The organism is Jeotgalibacillus salarius, assembly GCF_004405125.1.
Lineage (GTDB): Bacteria > Bacillota > Bacilli > Bacillales > Jeotgalibacillaceae > Jeotgalibacillus > Jeotgalibacillus salarius.
This window is the reverse complement of sequence record NZ_SORX01000003.1, coordinates 278,053-297,852: the sequence shown is the minus strand read 5'-3', so window position 1 is coordinate 297,852 and position 19,800 is coordinate 278,053. Positions and strand designations below refer to the sequence as shown.

Sequence of the window (19,800 nt, the reverse complement as noted above, 5' to 3'; positions counted from 1 at the left end):
CTCCTAGATTTTCAGCACAATCACGCCTAAAATCATCAGACATACACCGATAATCTGCGTCCTGCTGATATTCTTTTTGATCATGTCGAACCAGCCAAATTTATCAATGATAATCGCTGCCACAAGCTGGGCAATCAGGAAAATGCCGATTGTCAGCGTCACGCCCATCAGATGGACTGCGGTAATGTTACTGAATAGTACGATCGCAGCAAGTGCACCACCTGAGGCATACAGTTTCGGCACCTGCCCGAGGTCTTTATATGATCGGTCTCTTAATGTCAGTACAATGATGATTGCGAGTACAAATCCTGTCAGCTGTGTCATCGCAGCAGCCTGCCACGTGCCGATCTGATCACTGATTGTTGCATTTGCTACACTTTGAAAGGTCAGGAAAAATCCGCCTGCCAGTGCAAATAAAGTTCCTTTCAACTGCTTCACGCACCTTTCTGTCAGCCCAACTGTATAACTTAGTATCAGTCGTAAAAAGGACATATGTCCCAAATAGTGTGAAGCATTAAACAAATGAAGTAAAGGAATCCTTTTAAAAGATGGAAAAAATTGCTGTATACTGTATGTAATTCTTCAAGGAGGCGGTAAATGATGTCAAAAGTATATTTGATCAGACACTGTAAAGCAGAAGGTCAGGAACCGGAAGCTCCTTTAACAGAGGAAGGGGTAGAGCAGGCTGCAGCATTGGTTCGCTTTTTTGAAAATACAGAAGTGAAGCGTATCATTTCAAGTCCTTTTAAAAGAGCGATTGATTCAATCCAGCCCCTCGCAGAGAATGAAAAGTTAGACATACATATTAATCAAAATCTTTCAGAAAGGGTGCTGAGCACTGGAAATCTGCCGGACTGGCTTGAAAAGCTTGAGCAATCATTTTCGGATACGGAGCTTGTTTTTGAGGGCGGGGAATCTGCAAGCGATGCTGAAGAGAGAATGTCTGAGGTGGTAGAAGTGGAAAGTAAAAAAGAAGGAAACACGCTGATTGTGAGCCATGGTGGAATCATGTCCCATTTTCTGAGCAAATATGACGCAGGGTTTGGTTTCGGTGGATGGCAGAGGCTCAGTAATCCTGATGTGTATGTGTTTGATGGGGAGAAGAAGACGGTGGAGCGTGTGTGGGATGAATAAATCCTGGCACAGAGCTTTTGGCGTATATGGTTTGTATATGAATAACGACAAACTTCTTGTCATTAAGAAAAGCGGGGGGCCGTATAAAAACAGATACGATCTGCCAGGTGGGAGTCTTGAGGAAGGGGAGAGTCTCTTTGAAGCGCTGGATCGGGAATTCACTGAAGAAACAGGAATGGAGATATTGCGAAAAACCCAGATTGGAACGATAGATTTTCAGCTTCCATGGCTTTGGCGCAACCATACTCATGTTCATCATATTGCTGTGTTTTATCAGGTGGAGCAAGCAGGTGGGGAACTTAAGGACCCACATCAGTTCGATGCACAGGATTCGCTTGGGACGTATTGGATAGCGGAAGATGAGATCACTGCCGATCATGTATCACCTCTTGTGATTGAGGCTTTTAACTGGCTTTTATTTAAAAGAATATCAACAGAACCTGTCATATATGAAAATTGGCAGGTAGTTGAAAAAACTGAGGAGGCCCCATGGAATCAGAACGATTAAAAATATTTAATGAGAAACATCAATACATAGGTGAAAAAGCAAGATCAGAAGTACATGAAAAAGGCTATTGGCATGAAACGTTTCACTGCTGGCTGGTTGAGAATAATTCACTTTATTTTCAGCTGCGCAGTGAAGATAAAAAAGATTATCCCGGGCTTCTGGATATCACTGCTGCAGGTCATCTGCTGGCAAAGGAAACAGTTCGTGATGGCGTAAGGGAAATGCAGGAGGAGATTGGCATTCAGGTTCCTTTTGAACAGCTTCAGTCTCTTGGTGTGATTGAGTGTGTGGCAGAAAGGGAAGGTTTTATCGACAAGGAGTTTGCCCATACGTTTCTATTAAAAAGTAAATTTAATGAAAATGATTTTGATTTAGAAGATGAAGAAGTTACAGGCATTGTTAAAGCAGATCTTGAAGCATTCCGCAGGCTTTGCAGTGGACAACTTGATGAAATTAACATTCAGGGATTTAAGATCCGTGATGGTAGTAAGGTACAAGTAGATGAGTCTGTTGGTTTAGAATCATTTGTTCCGCATAAAGCAGCATTTTACCTGACTGTGCTTGAGCGGATTGGTCAGTATAAATAAGGTTTTATAAAAATTGTTAGATTAATCTACTCATTTTAGTTGAAACAAATACTTTTATTCTTTTTTAGCTGTGATAAGTGACAGAAAATTGAAACCTTTTCACCTTCACGTCCGTAACTTACGTAAGAGGTGACGAACATGAACGTACTTAGAATCACAATGACAGTAGTGCTTGGCGTGTTTCTGTTTTTCCCGGGGCAGGCACTTGCGGTGGATTTTTCCATTGAGCGATCTGACATCAATGCGGAAGTTCAGGAATCCGGGGATGTCTATGTGACTGAAACTCACACTTATGAATTCGATGGAGAATTTAATGGAATTTCACGAGGACTGGTTACGAAGAAAGGAACTGAGATTACTGAATTTCAGGCTTTTGAAAATAACGATTCGTTAAATATTGAACAGGATGGGAGCCTTTATCGTATTTACCGTAGTGGTGATGATGAGACGATTACGGTAACGCTCACTTATATGATTAAGGATGGAGTGACTGTACACGAGGATATGGGTCAGTTTTTCTGGCCATTTTTCAGCGAAGAAAATGAGTCGGATTATGAAAATATGGTCATTACCTTAACACCTCCATCGCCAACAGAAGATGTGCTGGCACTCGGCTATGGTGAAGCTGAAGGCACAGCTGTAACTGATGCGTCAGGCACCGTGGTATTCAATCTTGGTCACGTGTCTGAGGGTAAGAATGGGGACGTCAAGGCTGCGTGGAATGCTGAAGTATTTGCAGTTGAAGGGACGAATGGAGAAATCCGGTCTGACCTGATGAGCGAAATTGATCGTCAGGAAGAAGAGGCTGCTGCATTTGCAGAAACACGCGGTTGGATCATGAATATCGGGATTGTTGTCCTTGTATTAGAAGCTCTGCTGCTCGGTATCATCTGGATCAGAGCATGGGTCAGAGCCAGAGGTATTAAACGTAAGGCTGATTCAAAGCTATCACCGAATGGGCCGCCACGTGAAATCATGTCACTGATGGGGACAATTTCTTTCAACTACTACCATATGCTGACAGGTCAGGCCATTAATGCAGCCCTGTTGGAACTTGTGAGAAAAGGTCATGTGATTCAGGAAACAGAACGCGAATTTCGTTTGATAAAGAGAAACGGATTGCTGGATCATGAGCGCATTTTAGCGGAATGGCTGTTTGATACGATCGGAAATGGAGACACCTTTACTGTTAAAGAAGTTGAGCAGTTTGCCAAAAAAGAGTCTAATCAGAAAATCTTTCAGGATTATGAGGCAAAATGGCATGCCGCGATTAAGGAAGAAGTTGATGCAGAACAGCTGTCTGAAAATATCAGCACCCGGCGCAGGCTGGTAATGGCAGCGGCAGCGGTAATGATTCCATTTCTTATTTTATTCCCGCTGTTTGACCTCTTGCCGGGATTGTTCTTTTCGATTGTACTGATCGGAGGATTTCTGGCATATGTGCTTGGCTATCACCCGAGAACACTTGAGGGCGTCATGATCAACCGGGAATGGCAGCGCGTGAAGAAGAATCCGGATACAAATCACTGGACTGAGGACGATCAGATGAGGGTGTATCTATACGGAATCGGAACAAATGATGAAAAAATCTCCGGACCAATTGAAAAGAAATTTTCAGGGTTTACACCATCGATGGATCACGGTGGAATTGATGTAGCTACCCTTCTGTTATTATCAGTCGCTATTTCACCGGGATTCGAGTCAGCCAATGCCTCAGCATCAAGTACCAGTGCCTCATCGGCTGCTTCCGGTTCAGCAGGCGGGGTTGGCGGCGGCGGTGGAGGTTCAGGTGCGTTTTAATAAAAAAGGAGTGATTGGGTGAAAACAGTCGGTATTGGAACAGGCCTTGGACTGCTCGGAGTTATTCTATCCTGGATCATCTGGGGTGCAGGAGAGATTTACACCATTCCAGCAGGCCTCGGCTTATTGTTTCTGATCGTGATGATGTTTTCTTCAGGCGCAATGGTCAGTGGCAGTGAGATGAGAGCGAATCTGGCCACTGAAACAAAAGAAGGACGGAAAGACCGTATGAAAATAATGAAGTATTCTGCTCAATTGGCGTTACCGAATTTAATCATAGCGGGATTCCTGTATTTTTCTTTGAATTAAGGTATACCGTTATTCCCGCAGGGTCATCCTAATCTCTGAGTACGTTCGTTAGATGTAAAACGAATGCTGAGAAGGAGTGGGAACATGAATTTAGATGGAGAAAATATTTTAAATCGTTATCGCCGCGGAATCGAAAACATCCATGATTTTATGCCGTCAGCTGTTCATGAGTACAATCAATTTACCGGCAAAGCTTTTGAAGAGGGAGATATTCCTAAACCTCAGAAGCACTTGATGGCACTGGCAATTGCAGTGAATGATGGTGATGAATCAAGCATTGCCTACCATATGGACCAATGTGTAGAACATGCCTGTACTGATCAGCAGATTCACGAAACAATGATGGTCGCTGCAGCTTATGGCGGCGGTTCTGCGATGAGCCACGGTGTGACAATGGGAATTGAGCTGCTGAAGCAGTTTCGTAATCGATGATATTGAAGAGCCTGACAGCTTGCGGTTGTCAGGCATTTATATTTTTCATACATATAGGCAAGAGAATTCGGGTAAACCCAAACAAAAGCACTTTTGGAGGAATGACATATGGATAGCATAATTTTTGATCTGGATGGCACGCTGTGGGATCCGCGGGAAACCGTGTTAACTTCATGGAATAAAGCAATTGAAGATTATCCGAAAGTTGATAAGAAGCTGACGCTTGATGATTTGAAGCAGACAATGGGGAAGCAGATGCATGAAATTTCTCAGATCTTTTTCCCTGAACTAAGTGAAGAAGATCAGAAATCTGTAATGGATTATTTAACTGAAATTGAAATTCCTTACGTGGCGAAGAATGGTGGAGAACTGTATCCCGATCTCGAGGATACACTTAAAGATTTATCTCAAAAGTACCGGTTATTCATCGTAAGTAACTGTCAGGAAGGCTACATTGAGGCATTCTATGAATATCACGGGCTCGACAAGTATTTCGATGACTTTGAAAACCCTGGAAGAACGGGTCTTTCAAAAGGTGAGAATATTAAGCTGGTGATTGACCGGAACGGACTGCAGGATTCTATATATGTAGGAGATACACAGGGAGACCGCGATGCAGCGCGCAAAGCAGGTGTACCGTTTGTGTATGCGAAATATGGATTTGGAGAAGTGAATGATTTTGAGTATGAGATTGAGCGGCTGCCAGATCTAAAAAAGCATTTTTGATTTGGTGGCGTGTAGTGCAAAGGTCGCTGAACTCACGAACGCGGCAGCTGAACTGACAAAAGCACGAGCCGAACTCACAAAGCCGATCACTCACTCGCCCGCAATGACGCTGATCTTGTTCAAAAATGGGCATGTTAAAATTGAAGTCAGGAGAACATAATAAGAGGAGGGATGCACGATGACACAGCAGACAAAAGCAGGATGGAAGCTTGAGCAAACTTATGCAGAGCTGCCGGAGATCTTTTTTTCTAAAATGGAGCCGAACCCGGTTGCAAGCCCCGATCTGGTGGTGCTCAACGAACCTCTTGCAAAAGAGCTTGGACTGGACCCGGAAGTATTGGCTGATGAAGAAGACATACTTGCAGGTAATGAAGTGCCTGAAGGGTCTGAGCCGATTGCGCAGGCATATGCAGGTCATCAATTTGGCCAGTTCACGATGCTTGGAGATGGACGTGCGCTATTGTTCGGAGAGCAGATTACGCCATCAGGAAAAAGAGTGGATATTCAATTAAAGGGATCAGGACGTACGAAATTTTCACGCGGCGGTGATGGCCGGGCCGCACTAGGTCCGATGCTAAGAGAATATATCATCAGTGAAGCTATGCATGGATTAGGAATTCCGACGAGCCGCAGTCTTGCAGTCACAATTACAGGTGAAACGGTCAGGCGTGAAAGAATGCTGACAGGTGCGGTGCTCACGCGGGTGGCTTCAAGTCACCTAAGGGTGGGAACATTCGAATACGCTGTCCGTCTGACTGAAGCGGAAAATGTGAAGGCGCTGGCTGACTATGCAATTACACGTCACTACAGCGAGGCGGCTTCGGCTGATAATCCTTACCTGGAATTGCTCCGAGGTGTCATGAAAAATCAGGCTTCACTCATTGCGAAGTGGCAGCGTGTCGGTTTCATTCATGGCGTCATGAACACTGATAATATGACGATCAGCGGCGAATCGATCGATTATGGACCTTGTGCTTTCATGAACAACTATGATCCGTCTACTGTATTCAGTTCAATTGATGCCCAGGGACGCTATGCATACGGAAGCCAGCCGCATATCGGAGGATGGAATCTTGCACGTTTTGCTGAGAGTCTTGTTCCATTGCTTCATGAAAATCAGGAGGAAGCAATCAGCATTGCCCAGCAGGAAATGAATCAATACGGTGAATTATATGAAGCGGCATGGCTGAATGAGATGCGGAATAAGCTAGGTTTAATGAATGAAGAACCGGGAGATAAAGACCTGATTGTTCAGCTTCTGAACTTAATGCATAAAGAAGAAGCTGATTTCACAAATACATTCCGGAAGCTGACGCTGGGTGAAGTTCCGATAAACAGTGATGATTTCAAGAACTGGTCAACGGAATGGAATAAGCGGCTTGAACGTCAGGATGCTTCAACTGAAGAAGTTCAGCAGTTGATGAAACAGCATAATCCGAATGTGATCCCGCGTAATCACCGTGTGGAAGAGGCGATTGAAGCGGCCGTTGAACGCGACGACTTCAGTGTCATGTACCGTCTGTTGGATGTGCTGAAGGACCCTTACGCATACAGTGATGAGCAGACGCCTTATTGCAATGGGCCGGATCCGGAAGCAGGAACTTACCGGACGTTTTGCGGCACATGAGATGAAAATGAAAAAGCTGCCTGAGAAGGGCAGCTTTTTGTGCGTATAAGGGATAGGTCTTTTTACACTATTCTCTGAACCTTCGTGTTTATTCTTTGAACCACTCGTGTTTTTCTACGAACCAGGCATGCTATTCTCCGAACACACACATGTTTTCTGCGAACAACTACGCCTGATCTCCGAACCCGCCCATCACCCCATCAACCGCTCAAAATAAATATCCATCTCCTCAGCTGTATACACCTTGTCCTGCCTAAGCCACCACATATGCAGCATCGCGATGGTCCCTGAGTGAAATTCTGCATACATATCAAGCGGCACATCCAGTTTATCCGCTTCAGCGCTTAACAAGGTCAGGTCCCGTTCAATATTTTTCTTAAAGGATTGCTGCAGGCGGTTAGCCAGATACGTGTCATTCTGATTTGCTAAAAACACGTGTTCAAGCTCCTCCAGATAGTCCAGCTTCTGCATCATGGTAAAAGGCTTTTTCAGCCGCATCACCCGATCAGCTGCATCCAGTCTGTCATCCAGCCGACCGAGCTCCACGATAAATAAGTCATACTTATCTGTGTAATGGGAGTAAAACGTCGACCGGTGGACCATTGCATCCTCACAGATCTGCTGGACTGTGACACCTTCAAATGTAATACCGGGTTTATTCAGTAAGCGGATCAGTGAATCAAACAGCAGCTTCCTTGTTCTCTTCACCCGTAAATCTTCCTTTTTCATAGACACATCTCCTACACTGTCGTTTATCTGTACATTATAGAAAAATTGATCATTCAAAACCAGTAAAGAATCCTTTATGATAAACTCTGTGATTTTTATATAGAAAGGATGATTCGAATGACAGAATCTTTTCAGCATATAAGAAAAGGTCCTATGGTGGCAGTTATGCTGATGGGTGCCTTTTTTGCTTTATTAAATGAAACGCTGCTAGCAACGGCGCTGCCTGAAATTATGGTGCATTTTGATATCGGCGCGCACCAGGTGCAGTGGCTGACGACAGCATTTCTGCTGACAAACGGAATCATGATTCCAATCTCAGCGTTTTTTATCGGTAAATTTACAACGAGGCAGATTTTTATCACGGCGATTACAGTATTTACTTTCGGAACGGCAGTCGCTGCTTTTTCAGATTCATTTGCACTGCTGCTAGTGGCAAGAATTGTGCAGGCAATGGGGTCGGGTGTCATGATGCCGCTGATGATGACGGTGCTGCTTAATATCTTCCCGGTTGAAAAGCGAGGAACAGCAATGGGATTAATGGGGCTCGTGATCTCATTTGCACCGGCGATCGGGCCGACTTTATCAGGCTTACTGATAGAATATTATAACTGGCGCATGTTGTTTTACGCAGTGCTTCCGATTGCGATACTCACATGGATTTTGGCATTTGTCTTTATTAAAAACGTGACAGAGCAGACTAATCCAAGGGTTGATGTCATCTCTATTGTGATGTCTTCACTTGGTTTTGGTGGATTGTTATACGGTTTCAGTACAGGATCTGAACGCGGGTGGGATGATGCGCTTGTCATTTCGTGTGTTGCCGGCGGGTTTGTGATTATTGGATTATTTGTATGGCGCCAGCTGAGACTGCAAACGCCATTGCTTGAGTTTAGAGTATTTAAGAATAGGGATTTTTCAATCGGTTTGGTTGTTTCTGTATTTGTGATTATAGCGATGATTAGTGCGGAGACGATTCTGCCGATGTATATGCAGACAGCAAGAGGACTGAGTGCGCTTGATTCAGGCCTGATGCTGCTGCCGGGTGCAATTGTGATCGGGATCATGTCACCGATTACAGGAATTCTGTTTGATAAATTTGGTGTGAAAAAGCTTGCGATTCCAGGGATGCTGATTGTCGTTGTTACAACGTTCTTCTTTACAACACTTGATGCAACGACTTCGGTTACAACGATTACGATTGTGTATGCAATCCGTATGTTCGGATTATCATTTGGCATGATGCCTGTCATGACACACGCATTAAATCAGATTCCGGCAAAGTTGAATGCGCATGGTTCAGCAATGGCAAACACAATGCAGCAGGTAGGGGCTGCGATTGGAACGGCGATTCTGATTACGATCATGACGCAGGTTTCACTGAACTTTGAACCTGATATGTCCAATTACGCAGGACTTGGCGCTGAACAGCTTGAAGCAGCAGTGTCGGCGGATGCTCTGTATGCCGGATATGGACTGACATTTACAGTTGCAACCGGTATGGCAGTGATCGGCGCAGTGCTTGTGCTATTTTTAAAAGAAAGAAGAAAAGAAGCTGCAAAAGCGGAGTCTATTGAAGAAGAGAGAATGACTTCATAATAAAAAAGGTGTCCGGCGATAAAATGCCGGACACCTTTTTAGGTTATACGCTCATGATTTTCTGAACCACTTTTAACGTCTCATCAATATCTTCTTCTGAAACCCCGTTGTTCGTTACGTACCTCACAATGCCAGGTCCAAAGCCGCCTGCAATAATCCCATTTTCTTTTAACTGCTCAAGAAATACTGTTGTTTCAATCCCTGAATCTGAAAGGTTCATCAGGATAATATTGGTTTGCACTTCATTATCAATGGCAACCCCTTTAATATTCAGGAGGCCGTCTGCCAGTTTCTTTGCATTGGCGTTATCGTCTTTCAGACGTTCTGCATTCTCAAGTGCAATAATCCCTGGTGCCGCAATCACGCCGACCTGTCTAAGTCCTCCGCCAAGCCGCTTACGCCATTTGCGTGCTTTTTTAATAAATTCATCTGACCCGGCAATGATGGAGCCGACCGGTGCACCGAGTCCTTTTGATAAACAGAACTGAACGGTGTCAGTGTACTTTGCGTATTCTTTTACGGATATCCCGGTTGCAGCCTGGGCGTTAAAAAGCCGGGCGCCATCCAAATGAACCGGAATATGATGTTTTCCAGCAATCTCATAGATTTCTCTCATATTTTCAAGCGGAAGCACTGCACCACCTGCTTTATTATGTGTATTTTCAAGTGTGATCAGCCCTGTCTCAGGCTCGTGAATATCTGCACCGCGAATCGCTGCTTCAACTTCAGCCGGATTCATTGCACCGCGTGTACCTTTAAGTGTTTTAATCTGCACGCCGGCTAAAGCTGACATTGCAGCCGCTTCATATAAAAACAGGTGGGCCTGCGATTCCATAATCACTTCCTGCCCCTGTCTGCAGTGAACGAGTCCAGCAATCTGATTGCCCTGCGTACCGCTTGTCACAAACAGCGCACTTTCCTTTCCGAGTACTTCAGCTGCCAATCTTTCTAAACGGTTAACGGTCGGGTCCTCACCGTATACATCATCACCAACCTCAGCTTCATACATCGCTTTTCTCATTCTTTCATCCGGCTTTGTTACTGTATCACTTCGTAAATCAATCATATGTACCCCTCCTGAAACGTTATCTCTGTTTTTTAGCATACGCTCTTGATTCAGCCCGGGCAAGCAATCGAAACGTAAATTTCCATATGCAGGATTTCAAACATGCTGTATAGAAGAAGATACGTTAACAGGGGAAAATGGGAGGACGCATATGAACAGTCAGTTGTCACACGCATTTAAGCAGTTTGCAATCGAACAATGTGAAGGGTCAAGCCCTTTTTACAAAGCATTATCGTTAAATATTGCAGAAGACTCAGAGCTTCTTGAAATATGTAAGGATGCCAAAGAGGGACAGCCTGTACCAAACCTTCTATTTGGAGCGGTTCAGTATTTGCTAATGAAAGAATCACATCATGTTCTGAGAGCCTTTTATCCGGGTCTGACGGAAAATCCGGAAACAGGTCAGTCACCTTTTCCGGCCTTTAAAGAATTCGTACTGACCCATCATAAACAGATTCGTGACTTGTTAAGAAAGCGCCGTGTTCAGACAAATGAAGTGAGAAGGTGCGCTTATTTATATCCTGTCTTTGTCTCATTATATCGGGAAGTTAAAAAGCCGCTGTCACTGATTGAAATCGGGACAAGTGCAGGTCTTCAGCTGTTGTGGGATCAGTATGCTTACTCGTATGGTGATGCGCTATATGGAAATCAGTCGTCAATGCTGACTTTGTCATCTGAAGTCAGAAATGGCCGCCTGCCTGATTTATCAGTGGGCGTTCCACCGGTGGAACGCCGGATTGGTGTGGATCTGAATATCAGTGATCTCACACATGAAGATGATCGTCTCTGGTTAAAAGCGCTGATTTGGCCTGAGCATCATGACAGAAGGAGAAACTTTGATCAGGCTTCTGTCATTCTAAGAGAAAACCCGCCGAAGCTCATAGAGGGTAAGGGAGTCGACCTGCTGCCTGAGCTTGCCAGTCAGTCAGAGCAGGATACGCTGCTCTGCATTTTTCATACGCATGTAGCCAATCAAATGCCGGCACATGTAAGAGAAGATCTGATGGAGAAGGTTGAAGCGCTTGGTGACACAAGAGATACAGCACACATTTTCAATAACATCACAGATGGAAAGCTGCGAGTGGATCTATATGTAGACGGTCGCTGCACCAGATATTTGATTGGTGATACGGACGGTCACGGCAGGTGGTTTGAATGGAACGATGTGAAATGGCAGGGGGAGTGAATCTTTTTTAGTAAATTAATCGTATGTAAGCCAAGGAGTGGTCGTCGATGAGAAAGTGGATACAGGTGACCGGTGGTTTCTTTATGCTTGGAATAGCCACTTGGATGGTCTATTTTATGTATTTTCATGTCAGAACCGGACCACTTGGAGAAGGAGGAGTGCCTCTTCACATTAACATCATGATTGGATCTGCAATTCTTGGTGGTCTCTTGACGCTATTTAGAGGGCTATATGATTTCAAAGACCAGAAGGGGGATTCTTAAATGGCTTATGAACAAAAAACAAAAGAGCATGATGGCAGTGTCATTGAATTTATTGAAGCAGTGGATTCTCCAAAGAAGCGTGAGGATGCATACAGGCTGCTTGAAATCTTCGAGGAAACCTCGGGCTATGAAGCAAAAATGTGGGGGCCGAGCATCATCGGATTTGGTTCTTATCACTACAAGTATCCAACCGGTCACGAAGGTGATGCACCGCTTGTAGGCTTTTCACCGAGGAAGGCAAAGATCAGCTTATATTTTGCAACAGGTGACGCTGAACGCGAGGCACTGCTTGAGGATTTCGGTAAGCATACTTCGGGTAAAGCATGTGTGTATATCAATAAGCTGAATGATGTACATACTGAAGTGCTGAAGAAACTGATCAGGCAGTCAATTGAATTTTTACAAAAAACGTATCCGGCGGAAGGAGCAGATCAAACATGAATGAAGTAACAAAAAGACGGCTGAAAGCCATTTTAATCGACTTAGCTGTATCAAGTGCTGTCACAGCAGGTGTTGAATATGCGTTAAGAAAGAAAATCAAAAATGAAGCCTTCCATGCATTAGTCACACCAACTGCAGTGATGTGGGGACTTGAACTCGCTCAGCTGAAGAGCAGCGGGCAGACAGTCGGCTGCCGCGCGATGGGGCTAAAGCTTGAAAGTGAAGACGGGTTCCCGCTGACCACTGAACAGCTGTTAAAACGTATGGTTTATCGTGATACTGTGGGCGGATTCAAATATTTTAAAGATAAAGAAACATATGAAGGTGTTGATGGCAGAAGCATGGCGCATGACCGCTATGCGGCTGTTGTCGTAAACGAGAAATAGGGTAATCAGACCCGCTTAATATAACGTTTTAATGACAAAACAAGCAGATGCGTTTGATCAGAACCTCCCGGGGAATCCATATTCCTTAGGAGGTTTTTTAAATGAATAAAGTGAAATTATCAATCCTGGCACTGATTGTTCTCGCAGCAGGTGCGGGGGGATTGTGGATATATGACCATAATACACCTGAGCGCGGGCAGGAGCTCGTGGCACTTGGAGATTCATTAACCTATGGTGTTGGTGATCAGTCGGGCGCGGGGTATGCAGAAAACCTTGAAGAAGTGGTGAATGAAAATCGCGATGAACCGCTGACTGTCTATAATTATGGAATCCCGGGTCAGCAGACAGATGGCTTGCTTACACAGCTGGAGGATGAAGAAGTAAAAGCCACGCTGAAGAACGCAGAGTATTTTACTGTATTTATCGGGACAAATGATTTGATCAAAACAAACGGTGGAGACCTGAATCCTTTATATGATGATCGTATTCAGACAGGTAAAGAGGATTATGAAAAGAACCTTGAAGAGATCTTAACGATTCTGCGTGAAGAGAATCCTGAGGCACCCATCCTGTTTTTAGGTTTGTTTAACCCTTATCCTGAAAATGAGGAAATTCAGCAGATTATAGATGACTGGAATGAACTGAGTAAAAGTATGGTGGAGGAATATCCGCGCGTGAAATTTATCGCAACGGATGGCATTTTGAAAGAGAAAAGCACAGAGTATTTCAGCGATGCCCTGCATCCGAATGAAAAAGGGTATGAACTAATTACGAAACGAATGATTGAAGAATATGATTTTTAAAGAAAAGCAGAGTGCGCAATCACTCTGCTTTTTTACGTCCGGATACAGGTTCATAGGCAGTCAGCAGTCCTTCATAAATTAACACTGTTTTCTCAGACTTCCTGAAGTCATCCGGCTCAACAAGCGCAGGAAGCTTATCCCAGAGCTTCACGCCTGCCCGGTGTAGAATCTCTGCTACAAATTGTGAGCAGAAGTAAGAGCCATGCGGTTCAAACGGTTCTTTGAAAGCCACGCCGAATACACCGAGCAAATTATAAATCGTTTTTTGGTCCTTTTTTTGAAATAAACGAATCATTCTGGTGATTTTTTCGTATTGACGGGTAGTGATGGTCATTTCATATACAGCACAGGTTGTGTTAGGAAACTTTTTATAGGTGCCCTTCAGCACATCTTCCTGGACGAATCCGCCATTAAAGGGGTTATTAGGATTTTTGCGGCCGAAGCTATATAATTGAATCAGCTCCCGGTCTAAGGAAAGTGAAGAATGATTATAAGGCGCTTTTGTATAGCGTTTAATTGTTTTAGTAAAGGCGGTGCCGGTATCCGTTAAAAGAATATAGATCTTTTGATTATCCAAAGAAGTTGTCACTCCCTTCAGGAAAGTTGAGGTGAAGCAGTTGAATGATGTGTTGCAATACATATATTTTATTTTCTTACTACTTATTTTAGTCAGTCTCGTTGTTTCAGTTATAACATACTTTCATAAAAGGAAAAATAAGGGCAGCGATAAATATGATGAATTAATGATCAGAACGAAGCTGTGGTGGGGTATGGCGATTATCTTTGTGCTCTCAATGGCTTTTCATCCGACGGTCTCGCTGATCTCACTGATGATTTTATGCTTCCTGGCACTCCGTGAATATTTTTCGATGCTTGAAACGAGGAAGCAGGACAGAAGAATTTTTATCTGGGCTTACCTTGCAATTCCGTTGAATTTTTTCTGGATCTATATTGGCTGGTATGGCATGTTTATTGTCTTTATTCCAATCTATGTGTTTTTATTCCTGCCACTCGTAAGAATTTTCAGGAATGGCAGTGCCGGTTTCCTAAAGTCGGTCAGTATGACGCAGTGGGGATTAATGCTACTGGTGTTTGGGATCAGTCATCTGGCATTGTTTGCGACGATGCCTGAGATCACGAGACATGACGTACGGATCGCAGAACAGTATGGCGCATTAATGGTGCTGTATTTGGTTCCCCTGACGCAGGCTAACGATGTGATTCATCTGCTGGTATCGAAAAAATTCGGCAAGAAAAAACTGCTGCCGTCTGCAAATCCCGATCTGACTTGGGATGGTTTTGCGGCAGGCGTTATTGGAACGGTTCTTTTGTCTGTCATTATAGCGCCTTATATTACACCGATGAACCTTAGCTTCAGTATTTTCTCCGGACTGTTAATTAGCGTAACAGGATTTTTCGGAACAGTTGTGATGTCTGTTCTGAAACGAAATTTCTTTCTGAAAGAAACAGTCAATGGACGGGTGATTGAAAGTAAGACGATTAATAAGGTTGATAGCCTGACTTATACAGCGCCTGTATTTTTCCATATGGTTTATTATTATATTTTTTAAAAGAGAAAATTGCGGACTGACTCTCATCCATATTTCATGAATCAGGGAATCTACCACTTTGTGAGTCTGAATCCATTTCCTTTCTGTAAATCACAGTCTTTGACTTGCGGGATGAACTCACATTATAATTTTCTCAAGAAGAAATTAGTGAGCACATCAAATAAGCAGAAAGAAGCTGATTGTATATGATGGATAAAAAACTTGAACAGTACCCGCCTTATATTCAGCAGGAGCTTTCAAAGCTTAACGATAAAATTGAGCCAATCACGAAGCAGTTTTTGAAATACAGACTTTGGGGCACACCACTTGTTGTCGTTTCTATGCTAAACCTGTTTCTGATCATTCTCCCTTTTGGGGTCTCGACTGAAATCATTCCGGCACTTCTATTGTTTGCCGTGCTCGGCGCTGTCGGCATGGCGTTGTCAAAAGAAGCCAAACTTAAACGAACAGAAGTCGTTACACAGACACAGGACTACATGCTGAAGCGGATCGCGGAAAGTGATAGTGACTATCGAGAAGAATATTTAAGACGTGTACGGAATGATGCATTGAAGGGTGTAGATCTTTTTATCGAATTCCTTCAGAAAGAAAAAAGAGGACGCTGGGGTTAACTGCAAGCGGGCAATGACGGTCAAATCCATTGATGCGACCATTAAACCGGGTGTATCATTCCGTCCTGAGTCATAATACGGCACTCAAATCATGAAATGCGACGTTCACGTGTACTGCTTCTTAGTTGGAAATGACGGCATAAATAAAAGAGGATTGTCCCAGGGCAATCCTCTTTTTGCGTTAACCTCTAATTGTAAACAACCCTTCATTCTTCAATAAGCTGGACATTGCTTTCCGGCCTTCTGCTAAAACAGCAAGACGCCATTCTTTTTCTTCCGGATAGAACATCGCTTTGAACTCATCCAGAATCGCCTGTCTGTCTTTTTCGTGCTCTGCCCCATCATGATGAAGTCTGTTTTCAAGAATAATCGTCATGAATTCCCGCAGGCTGGCACTCATGCTTGTTCCGAATGTGCCAAATTCAAACAATGCGGAAAACAAATAGGTATCAGGATATTGTCTGTTTTTAAGTGCATAAAAGTGATGAGTGGAATCACCTTTTGTTTTCTCCGGCGTGAATTGCTGGATATTTTTCAGTCCATATGTTTTCTTCAGTTCTTTCAGCGAGCGGCCGTCATCTTCACTCAGGAGCATGGTAACTTCATTTGTTGGTCCAAGCGCTGTATGCCAGTCCATATGAATCACCCGCGGATATTCGTAAAGCAGTTTTTCCTGAATCGCCTGGAGGAATATCGCATTTTCTTCTTTTTCTTTTCCACCATAATAAACGCCTGTTGGGAATTCGTACTGACCCATTCCCTTTGCACTCGTCAGACCGCTGTGACCTTCAGAAACAAGGCCTTTTGCAAGCTTTGTCTGAAGGTCAATTCTTGCCAGGTGATAGTTATCTATGATGCCATTCGGCAGAAAGACCTTCATCACGTTTTCGTAATTTTCATTGACGTCTTGTGGTACCTGTTCGGGATCTACGAGGTAATTACGGTTCAAATCGACGTTATTCTCTGTTACACGCCGGAAATTTCTCATTCCCCATGGGTTGACTGCATGGATCAGGCATATCCCCGTTCGCTTTGGATCAATCTGCTCTGCAACTTCCTGAACAAAGACATCAAGCATTGCAGCTCCGGCATAACCTTCAATGCCATGTTCACCGGCAGTCATCAATAATACTCGCTCATTTGTTTCAGTCCCGCCTGAATAGATCATATCAATTGTATTATCTTCTTCCTTACCAATCGGACGTGTCGTCAGCTCTGCTTCAGGCCAGTAAAGGCTGATCTTTTCAAGGTTGCTGCGAAACGTTTCTCTCGATTGTTCATATGTAACCGGAAAATACTCTTCAATGGTTTTCATGGTCTGCATCCTCTCCTGTACGGTATCTATTATTTCTTGCTTTCCACTTATCAGGATTTATAAACCATGAGGAGACTGCAGGTTCAGTAAGTCAGAGCGGGTATGATCACAACGTAAACGATAACGGCCACATAAAATACTGCAGGCAATGACGTTAAAATCATACCGATTATTTTAGTTTTATTGATGAACATTAGCACTGCGCCAATTAGCCAGACTCCGATAAAGGTCAGAAATCCAGGTGCGAGAAAGAGTTCATCGTTATAATTTTCACCAATAAAGCCGGAAGCCAGGAAAAGACTGAACGGAATCGTTATGATGCCGCTACCCGCAATATGAAGCCATCGAAAAATTGAATACTTCATAACATTCTCCTTTAGTGATTTCCTTCTATTATCCATCTATTTCCTTTTCATGTAAATGAAGAAGTCTATCTGTCTTATGAAACTAAATTAGTTCCCAAACGTAAATGTAAACAAGAGGTGATGAACGTGAAAAGATACTTAATTTTTATTGGGAGTCTAATCATATTGCTGGCTGCATATCAAATAGGGTCAGGGTTATGGCTGACGTATACATACACGCAGGGATCAGGGACGCAGTCAATCGCTGAAAACATGACGCTTGTTAACAGTCTTGTGGTGCTGGGATCTGCGAGTATTGCGTTTCTATTATCACAAAAAGTTGGGAGAAGGACTATATGATCGGAGATATCAAAACTGAGGAACAACTCAGAGAATATTTAGGTGAACCGAGTCAGCTGGTACAAAATAAAGTAATTGATCATCTGGATGAGCATTGTCGCAGCTTCATCAGTAAGTCGCCATTTTTAACAATTTCCACGGCTGATGTAAATGGATATTGTGATGCTTCACCAAGGGGAGATGCACCGGGTTTTGTTGTCGTCGAGGATGAACAGCACCTGCTGATTCCGGAGCGACCGGGAAATAAAAGAGCGGATTCATTATCGAATCTGCTGGAAAATCCCCGCATCGGATTATTATTTATGATTCCGGGACTTGGAGAGACGCTCAGGATTAATGGGCGTGCAGTTCTTATCACAGAACCGTCCACTCTTGAGAAGATGGCAGTGAACGGTAAAAGCCCGCTCCTTGCGATTAAGGTGAGTGTTGATGAGTGCTTTATTCACTGTGCAAAAGCTTTTATCAGATCAGGACTTTGGAAGCCGGATTCCTGGTTAGAAAAAGAGGAGCTGCCAAAGCCGGCTCGAGCCATTCAGGCACATGCAAAACTGCCGAATCTGACCGAGGAGGGCGTGGAAGAAAAGCTGAAAAACAGCTATGAGAATAAGTTGTACTGATTTAATAAGCAGGTGCTGTCACCTGCTTATTTTCAGTATGATCAGAATACGATGAATATCGTAGTTTCTGCTTTTCTAATGATCAAACCAGGCGTATAGTAGATGCCGGGGTGAGCTGATGAACGAATCTACTAAAACCGCCTGGCTGACAGGTGTCTTATTTACATTTTTGATCGCAGGTCTTGGCTATTTACTTGCAATGGTTCCCGGATTTGACCGGGCGGGACAGCTTGCTGCAGCCATTCTGATAGCAGTGTTTTACCGCCAGATTTTCGGATACCCGGACAAATTGAGACCGGGTATTACATTTTCAACGAAACGTCTACTGCGTGCAGCGATTGTGTTATACGGATTGAAATTAAATATTGAGATTGTTTTACAGGACGGCTTCGGATTATTAATAAGAGATGCAGCTGTCATTATCTTTGCGATTGTCGTAACCGTGTGGCTTGCGAAAGTATTTAAAGCGGATAAGGCTATCTCCATGCTTGTAGCTGTGGGAACTGGCGTGTGTGGGGCAGCTGCTATTGCTGCAGTCGCACCGATTTTAAAAGTGAAAGAGAAGGATACAGCGATGAGCGTAGGGATTATTGCGCTGCTGGGAACGGTTTTTGCCATTATCTATACGTTATTACGCCCGGTGCTGCCACTCACTGATATTGAATACGGGATGTGGGCAGGACTGAGTCTGCATGAAGTCGCACATGTGGCGCTTGCGGGAGAGCCGGCAGGGGAAGATGGTCTTGCAATGGCGCTTCTCGCAAAGCTGGGCAGAGTATTCTTACTGATCCCGCTGTGCTTTATTCTGATGTACTGGATGAACAGAAAGTCAGTGGAATCAGCTGAAGCAAAAGTCAGTTTCCCATGGTTTCTGATCGGGTTTTTACTGATGAGTATTGTAGGGACTTATGTGATTGGGCCGGTCATTCCGGTTTCAGATGAAGTGCTTGAATTTGTTTCAGGTCTCACAACATGGTTATTAACAGCTGCAATGGTCGGGCTAGGACTGAACGTGAGTCTGCAGGATATCCGCAGTCAGGCAATGAGACCATTTTTGATTATTTTATGCGTGTCAGTTGTACTTTCTGTGTGGACGTTTTTTGTTGTTTAAAAAATGAAAAAAGGTAGTAGTTGGAAACCCTGTTCGATACAATGGTATCAACAGGGTTTTTCTATGGGAGGGATTGTGATCGGAAGAAAAGTTTCAATCATATTAATTGGACTGGCTATAGTGGGAGTTCTGACATGGGGTGTGATTTATGCGCTGCATAGTAATTTAGAAGAAAGCATAGAGGGGAACGTGCTGGCTATTCACAATGTGAGCAGCGGCGAGGCTATAGCGATTACCGAGGATGATAATCTAATTGTTGCAGAAGTATATTAGAAGGG

The 19,800-nt window shown here is 43.8% G+C and carries 26 protein-coding genes; 20 read left to right on the top strand and 6 right to left on the bottom strand.

Annotated elements, in window-relative coordinates; translation table 11 throughout:
* Nucleotides 1-3: 3 nt before the first annotated feature.
* A complete protein-coding gene (locus tag E2626_RS06730) occupies nt 4-429 on the bottom strand; it encodes a DMT family transporter (RefSeq protein WP_134380971.1) in 426 nt (141 codons plus the stop codon).
* Between the two features lie 171 nt (nt 430-600).
* Between E2626_RS06730 and E2626_RS06725 the strand changes: the two genes are divergently transcribed.
* The 8 genes from E2626_RS06725 to E2626_RS06690 all read left to right on the top strand — a co-directional run bounded on the left by E2626_RS06725 (nt 601) and on the right by E2626_RS06690 (nt 7,123).
* Complete coding sequence (locus E2626_RS06725) at nt 601-1,134, top strand: histidine phosphatase family protein (protein ID WP_134380970.1); 534 nt, start codon at nt 601-603, stop codon at nt 1,132-1,134.
* Nucleotides 1,127-1,642 carry an NUDIX hydrolase gene (locus E2626_RS06720; protein WP_134380969.1) on the top strand — a complete coding sequence of 172 codons (516 nt, stop codon included), beginning with the start codon at nt 1,127-1,129 and terminating at the stop codon, nt 1,640-1,642. Before E2626_RS06725 ends, E2626_RS06720 begins: the two co-directional genes overlap by 8 nt.
* Nucleotides 1,624-2,229, top strand: a complete 606-nt coding sequence (locus E2626_RS06715) for an NUDIX hydrolase (protein WP_134380968.1) — start codon at nt 1,624-1,626, stop codon at nt 2,227-2,229. Before E2626_RS06720 ends, E2626_RS06715 begins: the two co-directional genes overlap by 19 nt.
* Nucleotides 2,230-2,367: 138 nt before the next feature.
* Entirely contained in the window at nt 2,368-4,029 is a 1,662-nt protein-coding gene (locus E2626_RS06710) for a DUF2207 domain-containing protein (protein ID WP_134380967.1), read from the top strand.
* A gap of 18 nt (nt 4,030-4,047) precedes the next feature.
* A complete protein-coding gene (locus E2626_RS06705) occupies nt 4,048-4,338 on the top strand; it encodes a DUF5316 domain-containing protein (protein ID WP_134380966.1) in 291 nt (96 codons plus the stop codon).
* A gap of 84 nt (nt 4,339-4,422) precedes the next feature.
* Complete coding sequence (locus E2626_RS06700; RefSeq protein WP_166786760.1) at nt 4,423-4,770, top strand: carboxymuconolactone decarboxylase family protein; 348 nt, start codon at nt 4,423-4,425, stop codon at nt 4,768-4,770.
* Nucleotides 4,771-4,878: 108 nt separating this feature from the next.
* The gene (locus tag E2626_RS06695) at nt 4,879-5,496 is read left to right on the top strand and encodes an HAD family hydrolase (protein WP_134380964.1); all 618 of its coding nucleotides are present in this window, start codon (nt 4,879-4,881) and stop codon (nt 5,494-5,496) included.
* 178 nt (nt 5,497-5,674) lie between these two features.
* Nucleotides 5,675-7,123, top strand: coding sequence for a protein adenylyltransferase SelO (locus tag E2626_RS06690; RefSeq protein ID WP_134380963.1), 1,449 nt, complete (start codon nt 5,675-5,677; stop codon nt 7,121-7,123).
* Between the two features lie 192 nt (nt 7,124-7,315).
* Here the strand turns inward: E2626_RS06690 and E2626_RS06685 are convergent, their stop codons facing one another.
* Nucleotides 7,316-7,852 (bottom strand): TetR/AcrR family transcriptional regulator, encoded by a 537-nt coding sequence (locus E2626_RS06685; protein ID WP_166786759.1) that lies wholly within the window; start codon nt 7,850-7,852, stop codon nt 7,316-7,318.
* Between the two features lie 117 nt (nt 7,853-7,969).
* Between E2626_RS06685 and E2626_RS06680 the strand changes: the two genes are divergently transcribed.
* Nucleotides 7,970-9,448: an MDR family MFS transporter gene (locus E2626_RS06680; RefSeq protein WP_134380961.1), complete on the top strand. Its 1,479-nt coding sequence runs from the start codon at nt 7,970-7,972 to the stop codon at nt 9,446-9,448.
* A 43-nt stretch (nt 9,449-9,491) separates the two neighbouring features.
* On the opposite strand, the gene E2626_RS06675 is transcribed toward E2626_RS06680, so the two are convergent.
* Nucleotides 9,492-10,514, bottom strand: a complete 1,023-nt coding sequence (locus E2626_RS06675) for a threonine aldolase family protein (protein WP_134380960.1) — start codon at nt 10,512-10,514, stop codon at nt 9,492-9,494.
* 151 nt (nt 10,515-10,665) lie between these two features.
* On the opposite strand from E2626_RS06675, the gene E2626_RS06670 reads away from it, so the two are divergent.
* From E2626_RS06670 to E2626_RS06650, 5 genes are all read left to right on the top strand, one after another.
* Nucleotides 10,666-11,700: a DUF2332 domain-containing protein gene (locus E2626_RS06670; RefSeq protein ID WP_134380959.1), complete on the top strand. Its 1,035-nt coding sequence runs from the start codon at nt 10,666-10,668 to the stop codon at nt 11,698-11,700.
* A gap of 47 nt (nt 11,701-11,747) precedes the next feature.
* On the top strand, nt 11,748-11,963 hold the full coding sequence (locus E2626_RS06665; RefSeq protein WP_134380958.1) for a hypothetical protein: 216 nt from the start codon (nt 11,748-11,750) through the stop codon (nt 11,961-11,963).
* Nucleotides 11,964-12,404, top strand: a complete 441-nt coding sequence (locus E2626_RS06660; protein ID WP_134380957.1) for a DUF1801 domain-containing protein — start codon at nt 11,964-11,966, stop codon at nt 12,402-12,404.
* A complete protein-coding gene (locus E2626_RS06655) occupies nt 12,401-12,790 on the top strand; it encodes an RDD family protein (RefSeq protein WP_134380956.1) in 390 nt (129 codons plus the stop codon). Before E2626_RS06660 ends, E2626_RS06655 begins: the two co-directional genes overlap by 4 nt.
* A 101-nt stretch (nt 12,791-12,891) precedes the next feature.
* Nucleotides 12,892-13,593 carry a DUF459 domain-containing protein gene (locus E2626_RS06650; RefSeq protein WP_134380955.1) on the top strand — a complete coding sequence of 234 codons (702 nt, stop codon included), beginning with the start codon at nt 12,892-12,894 and terminating at the stop codon, nt 13,591-13,593.
* Nucleotides 13,594-13,612: 19 nt separating this feature from the next.
* Here E2626_RS06650 and E2626_RS06645 read toward each other — a convergent pair whose 3' ends face one another.
* Entirely contained in the window at nt 13,613-14,170 is a 558-nt protein-coding gene (locus E2626_RS06645) for a hypothetical protein (protein WP_134380954.1), read from the bottom strand.
* Between the two features lie 40 nt (nt 14,171-14,210).
* Here E2626_RS06645 and E2626_RS06640 point away from each other — a divergent pair, with 40 nt between their 5' ends.
* Both E2626_RS06640 and E2626_RS06635 read left to right on the top strand, forming a co-directional pair.
* Entirely contained in the window at nt 14,211-15,164 is a 954-nt protein-coding gene (locus tag E2626_RS06640) for a phosphatidate cytidylyltransferase (protein WP_134381129.1), read from the top strand.
* A 185-nt stretch (nt 15,165-15,349) separates the two neighbouring features.
* On the top strand, nt 15,350-15,775 hold the full coding sequence (locus E2626_RS06635) for a DUF5392 family protein (protein WP_166786758.1): 426 nt from the start codon (nt 15,350-15,352) through the stop codon (nt 15,773-15,775).
* Nucleotides 15,776-15,956: 181 nt separating this feature from the next.
* Here E2626_RS06635 and E2626_RS06630 read toward each other — a convergent pair whose 3' ends face one another.
* On the bottom strand, nt 15,957-17,090 hold the full coding sequence (locus E2626_RS06630) for a M14 family metallopeptidase (protein WP_134380952.1): 1,134 nt from the start codon (nt 17,088-17,090) through the stop codon (nt 15,957-15,959).
* An 83-nt stretch (nt 17,091-17,173) separates the two neighbouring features.
* Nucleotides 17,174-17,455 (bottom strand): hypothetical protein, encoded by a 282-nt coding sequence (locus E2626_RS06625; RefSeq protein ID WP_134380951.1) that lies wholly within the window; start codon nt 17,453-17,455, stop codon nt 17,174-17,176.
* 126 nt (nt 17,456-17,581) lie between these two features.
* On the opposite strand from E2626_RS06625, the gene E2626_RS06620 reads away from it, so the two are divergent.
* The 4 genes from E2626_RS06620 to E2626_RS06605 all read left to right on the top strand — a co-directional run bounded on the left by E2626_RS06620 (nt 17,582) and on the right by E2626_RS06605 (nt 19,795).
* Entirely contained in the window at nt 17,582-17,794 is a 213-nt protein-coding gene (locus E2626_RS06620) for a hypothetical protein (protein ID WP_134380950.1), read from the top strand.
* Nucleotides 17,791-18,411: a pyridoxamine 5'-phosphate oxidase family protein gene (locus E2626_RS06615; RefSeq protein WP_134380949.1), complete on the top strand. Its 621-nt coding sequence runs from the start codon at nt 17,791-17,793 to the stop codon at nt 18,409-18,411. The genes E2626_RS06620 and E2626_RS06615 overlap by 4 nt, the downstream gene beginning before the upstream one ends.
* Nucleotides 18,412-18,529: 118 nt before the next feature.
* Entirely contained in the window at nt 18,530-19,522 is a 993-nt protein-coding gene (locus E2626_RS06610; protein WP_134380948.1) for a YeiH family protein, read from the top strand.
* 75 nt (nt 19,523-19,597) lie between these two features.
* Entirely contained in the window at nt 19,598-19,795 is a 198-nt protein-coding gene (locus E2626_RS06605; RefSeq protein ID WP_134380947.1) for a hypothetical protein, read from the top strand.
* Nucleotides 19,796-19,800 lie beyond the last annotated feature (5 nt).

Bases quoted from the DNA above. Each gene is read 5' to 3' on its own strand.
- E2626_RS06725 (WP_134380970.1), top strand. From the start codon at position 601: ATGTCAAAAGTATATTTGATCAGACACTGTAAAGCAGAAGGTCAGGAA.
- E2626_RS06720 (WP_134380969.1), top strand. From the start codon at position 1,127: ATGAATAAATCCTGGCACAGAGCTTTTGGCGTATATGGTTTGTATATG.
- E2626_RS06715 (WP_134380968.1), top strand. From the start codon at position 1,624: ATGGAATCAGAACGATTAAAAATATTTAATGAGAAACATCAATACATA.
- E2626_RS06710 (WP_134380967.1), top strand. From the start codon at position 2,368: ATGAACGTACTTAGAATCACAATGACAGTAGTGCTTGGCGTGTTTCTG.
- E2626_RS06700 (WP_166786760.1), top strand. From the start codon at position 4,423: ATGAATTTAGATGGAGAAAATATTTTAAATCGTTATCGCCGCGGAATC.
- E2626_RS06695 (WP_134380964.1), top strand. From the start codon at position 4,879: ATGGATAGCATAATTTTTGATCTGGATGGCACGCTGTGGGATCCGCGG.
- E2626_RS06690 (WP_134380963.1), top strand. From the start codon at position 5,675: ATGACACAGCAGACAAAAGCAGGATGGAAGCTTGAGCAAACTTATGCA.
- E2626_RS06685 (WP_166786759.1), bottom strand. From the start codon at position 7,852: ATGAAAAAGGAAGATTTACGGGTGAAGAGAACAAGGAAGCTGCTGTTT.
- E2626_RS06680 (WP_134380961.1), top strand. From the start codon at position 7,970: ATGACAGAATCTTTTCAGCATATAAGAAAAGGTCCTATGGTGGCAGTT.
- E2626_RS06675 (WP_134380960.1), bottom strand. From the start codon at position 10,514: ATGATTGATTTACGAAGTGATACAGTAACAAAGCCGGATGAAAGAATG.
- E2626_RS06670 (WP_134380959.1), top strand. From the start codon at position 10,666: ATGAACAGTCAGTTGTCACACGCATTTAAGCAGTTTGCAATCGAACAA.
- E2626_RS06665 (WP_134380958.1), top strand. From the start codon at position 11,748: ATGAGAAAGTGGATACAGGTGACCGGTGGTTTCTTTATGCTTGGAATA.
- E2626_RS06660 (WP_134380957.1), top strand. From the start codon at position 11,964: ATGGCTTATGAACAAAAAACAAAAGAGCATGATGGCAGTGTCATTGAA.
- E2626_RS06655 (WP_134380956.1), top strand. From the start codon at position 12,401: ATGAATGAAGTAACAAAAAGACGGCTGAAAGCCATTTTAATCGACTTA.
- E2626_RS06650 (WP_134380955.1), top strand. From the start codon at position 12,892: ATGAATAAAGTGAAATTATCAATCCTGGCACTGATTGTTCTCGCAGCA.
- E2626_RS06635 (WP_166786758.1), top strand. From the start codon at position 15,350: ATGATGGATAAAAAACTTGAACAGTACCCGCCTTATATTCAGCAGGAG.
- E2626_RS06630 (WP_134380952.1), bottom strand. From the start codon at position 17,090: ATGAAAACCATTGAAGAGTATTTTCCGGTTACATATGAACAATCGAGA.
- E2626_RS06625 (WP_134380951.1), bottom strand. From the start codon at position 17,455: ATGAAGTATTCAATTTTTCGATGGCTTCATATTGCGGGTAGCGGCATC.
- E2626_RS06615 (WP_134380949.1), top strand. From the start codon at position 17,791: ATGATCGGAGATATCAAAACTGAGGAACAACTCAGAGAATATTTAGGT.
- E2626_RS06610 (WP_134380948.1), top strand. From the start codon at position 18,530: ATGAACGAATCTACTAAAACCGCCTGGCTGACAGGTGTCTTATTTACA.